The following is a 3,937-nucleotide window of genomic DNA, read 5'->3' on the forward strand; positions in this document are numbered from 1 at the left end:
AAATCTTTAGCCTCTAAAAGTGATCGAAGAATTTTGCAAATCTCACTTAAATCCTCAAAGCAAAGCACATTTGCAATAAACCACTCATCAAATTCTTCCTCAGTAGCATCACGATAAGATATTCCTGTTTCTTCTTCAAAAGCGACTTCGTATTCTTCTGGATCGATATGATCATACGCATCACTTAAAAAACCCTCTAAATGAGAATTAACAGCCTGTAAAACTTCTTTGCTAGGTTTTGTTTTTAAGAATTCTTTAAAATTCTCAAGATTGTCTAAAATTTCAACATCAAATTCCATAATATCTCCTTTTTATTATTTTTTTATCTTTCTTCTTTCTTCATACATTTTAATTTGTTCTGGTTCCTCTAAACTCGTATCAATATTGTATTCTTTAACCAATTGTTCCCAAGTCTTAGCACCTGCTTTTTTTAAGATTTTTATGTTTTTATTTATATCGCGAGTATTAGCTCTATCCAATGGAGTAGCAGGATCGTAATATTCAATTTTCCCATCTTCAATATCACTTATACAACAATTAGCAGCATTGACATCAGCTCCATATTGGATTAGCACTTCCACACAAGCTCCTATAGGCTTTTCTTTACTTCCTGCAGCTCTATGTAAAAGGGTTTCTCCTGCATCGCTAAAACTAAATTCATTTTCTGTTTTAATACTTCTCATATTAGGATTTGCTCCTAATTTTAAAGCTTCTTCTAAATAATTTGGCTGATTAAGCAATATCCAAACATGTAAAGGAGTGCTACCATGTTTTTCATTATAAGTTTCAAATGTGCATCCTTTTTTAAAAAAATACTCTATCACTTCTTTATTTTTTCCATCTCTATCAATATACCTACTAAGTGCATTGTATCCAAAGCACACTTCATCAGCTTTAAGTCCTAAACTCTCAAAATACTCCATCATTTCAAAACTTTGACTCTTATCATAAGCAATTCCTGCACAAGCTAAAGCGATAACAGGATCGATAATAGCTCTTTTGTTTTCTCTATCCCAATAAGGTGTATAGCATTTTTCAAAAAATATTTCAGGTACAGGATAATCTTTTAAAAATTCTTTAACTTCTTCAAGTTTGTTAGCCTCTACAAGATCATAAAATTCTAAACATAATTCTTCTAGATATTTTTCTTCTAAAGCTATTAATTCTTCTAATGTTTTCATTGTTTTTCCTTTCTTTGTAAATTTAGTTTTAATTTTAAGAAAATTGCTTTTAATCCGCTCTTAAATCACCTCCTTTTACCCTTAAACCTTTGCTATCTATAATCACTTGTGTTGTTCCTACTTGGAGTATAATTTTATCTTTTGTTTGTGTAATAGTTGTATTTCCTACCCTAGAAACGATTTGTTTTTGTGCTGTTAAAACACTTTCTTGATTTGCCATAGTATTTACATTATCAGCTGTAAAAGAGCAATTTTTCTTAGCTTTAAAACTTGGAGTAAAGATAATATTCTTTTTTAGTAAAGTTAAAGTATTAGAATAAGATTTACTTAAATTTAAATCTTTTAAATTTAAATGATCATTCGTATTAATAGAATTAGCTAAGATGGCATCATCAATTAAGATTTGAGTATTAGCAATAATAATAAAGTCTTTAAGCAAAGAAGCTTTATCTTGTTTTTCTTCATCTTGATTTTTTATTTCTTCTTGATGATTAAACTCCTTATAATTTAAAGTGATAAAATCTCCTAAGCTAAGATGATAAATATTACTTTTTGCTAGTAAGCTTTCATTTAATACTAAGGCTCTTTTTTCTTTAAGAGAAGGCTTAGTCTTTAAATCAATGCTTTTTGTAAAAGAATATTCACTCTCATAAAAATGTTCATTATAATAAGCTTTGTTATTAAGTTCTTGTTCATAAGGAACTTTACTAGAGTGTAAAGATAAAAGATTTAAAGGAGTATTGGCATTAATACTAGAATGTGTAAAAGAATTAGTTCTTAAACTTTGCTCTTTATAAATAGAAGAAATACAAGCTTGATTTAAAATATTATTAATATTAGGATTATACTCAATTTCTTTATTTTTTACATTTTTATATACATCACAAAAATAAATAGTGTTCTCATCTTCATAAAAAAAGATTCCATTATTATGGCTTAATCTTGTAATAAAGTCTAAATCACTTTCATTGTATTGAGAAATGAGTTCTTGTTCTTCATAATTAAAATGTATATTAGAATAATCAATTTCTTTATGTAAGATGTCTTGATAAAAACCAAGGGTTTGTTTAATCACTTCTATAATATTAGTATGAGTATAAATACGATTGGCTTTATTTAAAGAAAGTCTTATCAAGACTGATTGAAGCTTAAAAGAAAAAAATGCTTGTATTTTATTTGCTTAGTATTTGAAGCGCTATCATTAATATTTAAAGCACTTTCATGATTAATGCCTAGATATTTTATATAAGTGATAATTCCCTTATAATTTTTAACTTCATTTGTGTCAAAATTTAAAGTATTGTTTTCATAAGGATTATGAATACTTAAAATAGCTTCTTGATCGATTAAAACATTAGGATGAAAATTAAAATCTTGACTTAGATTAAATAAGCTTTCATCTAAACTTTCAAAAAAACCTTCACATTCTATAGAAAAAAGTTCTTCAAGACTTTCTTTGATAATGGCTTTAGTGATTTTAAAGGGTAGGGGATTTGAAGTAGAATTTGATATATTAAGACTCATATAAGAATTAAGAGACATTGAAGATCCTTTTGGGGGTTGAGTTTATGGTGTTTATAATTTCACTATGTTTTTAATTTTTATATTTATTATTTTAACACAAATAGTCTAAATTTGAGTAGAAAAAGAAATTGCTTATTTTTGTTATTAAAATCTATTTTTTATCTAAATTTACTTCTATGATATTGGGTTCTTTTTCGCTGTTTTGTGTATTTTCTAAACGCAATTTTATTTTATTTGCACCCATAGGAGTTAAAATAGTAAAATATCTAATATTATTTTCATAAAAATCCCAAATTTCATCCAATTCCAAATAATTTGCTAATCCATATTCTTTAAACTCACATTCTTTATAGATTGATTTTAAAAATTTTGGCACTTCATTAATAATAAAAAGTATTTTGATTTTTTCTTTTTGAGAATTAATATCCAATTCTTTAATCAGATTATTTTGATATTCTTGCTTTATTATTTCTATTATTTTTTTATTATCACAATTTTTTAAATCATTAAGATTAATATCTATTTCTTTTTTTAACTCTAATTCTTGAAGAAAATAATTTGTGTTCTTATAATCAGAAGTTTGTGGTAATAATATATTTAATTTTTCATCACTTTTAAAAATTAATTTCGCTATATTCATAATTTTAATATTTAATTCTAATATAGCGTAAAAATCTTTTTTAGAAAAAATTTTATCTACACCTTTTTTCATATTTACAATATCTAAATTCTCATCAGATAAAAATTCTACAAGTTTATTTAAAAATATAGCTTGAGGAAGCATTACCACCCTTTAAGCTCTAAACTTTCAAGCTCTTCTAAACTCATTGCTCTAATTAAAATCCTTTCTTCTGATTGAATTAAAGAAAAATCTTGTAATTTCTCTAAAGCTTCTTTATATTCTAAATATATCCTAAAGGTTTATCTTCGCTAATGCTAAAAAAGCTTAATCTCCATTTGGCTTCTTTATCTTCATCATCTAATTCAAAATTTTCCCAAGGTTTTTTAAAAAGAATAGTATCTGTATCTTCACTTAGGGTGAAATTTATTATTAATCCATCCGGTGTTTCATAAAGTTTAGGTATAGCTTCATAAGCTTCTTTCCAACGTCTTTGTAAAAGTTTTAAATATTCTATAAATTTTTCCTTAAATATAAAATGAAAAATTATAACTAAAAATCTTTTTATATTAAATCATAAGGAAAGTATTTACACAAAGCTAATTCTATTTTG

Annotated in this window: 5 protein-coding genes; all 5 read right to left on the reverse strand. The window is 25.4% G+C overall.

All coding sequences use genetic code 11. The features are described 5' to 3' along the window. A partial coding sequence (locus tag AJN60_RS00550) for a hypothetical protein (RefSeq protein ID WP_186820459.1) occupies window positions 1–299 on the reverse strand: 299 nt, incomplete at its 3' end. Between the two features lie 15 nt (window positions 300–314). Then, on the reverse strand, window positions 315–1,181 hold the full coding sequence (locus AJN60_RS00555; RefSeq protein ID WP_070285671.1) for an ankyrin repeat domain-containing protein: 867 nt from the start codon (window positions 1,179–1,181) through the stop codon (window positions 315–317). 49 nt (window positions 1,182–1,230) lie between these two features. Further along, complete coding sequence (locus tag AJN60_RS00560; RefSeq protein WP_230100207.1) at window positions 1,231–2,316, reverse strand: contractile injection system protein, VgrG/Pvc8 family; 1,086 nt, start codon at window positions 2,314–2,316, stop codon at window positions 1,231–1,233. Further along, on the reverse strand, window positions 2,313–2,723 hold the full coding sequence (locus AJN60_RS09890) for a hypothetical protein (protein WP_237766499.1): 411 nt from the start codon (window positions 2,721–2,723) through the stop codon (window positions 2,313–2,315). Before AJN60_RS09890 ends, AJN60_RS00560 begins: the two co-directional genes overlap by 4 nt. Window positions 2,724–2,856: 133 nt before the next feature. Then, window positions 2,857–3,489: a hypothetical protein gene (locus AJN60_RS00565; protein WP_070285672.1), complete on the reverse strand. Its 633-nt coding sequence runs from the start codon at window positions 3,487–3,489 to the stop codon at window positions 2,857–2,859. Window positions 3,490–3,937: the final 448 nt, after the last annotated feature.

The organism is Campylobacter sp. BCW_4323, assembly GCF_001763115.1.
Lineage (GTDB): Bacteria > Campylobacterota > Campylobacteria > Campylobacterales > Campylobacteraceae > Campylobacter_D > Campylobacter_D jejuni.

Excerpts from the sequence above, each read along its gene's own strand:
- AJN60_RS00555 (WP_070285671.1), bottom strand. The coding sequence starts at position 1,181 with ATGAAAACATTAGAAGAATTAATAGCTTTAGAAGAAAAATATCTAGAA.
- AJN60_RS09890 (WP_237766499.1), bottom strand. The coding sequence starts at position 2,723 with ATGTCTCTTAATTCTTATATGAGTCTTAATATATCAAATTCTACTTCA.
- AJN60_RS00565 (WP_070285672.1), bottom strand. The coding sequence starts at position 3,489 with ATGCTTCCTCAAGCTATATTTTTAAATAAACTTGTAGAATTTTTATCT.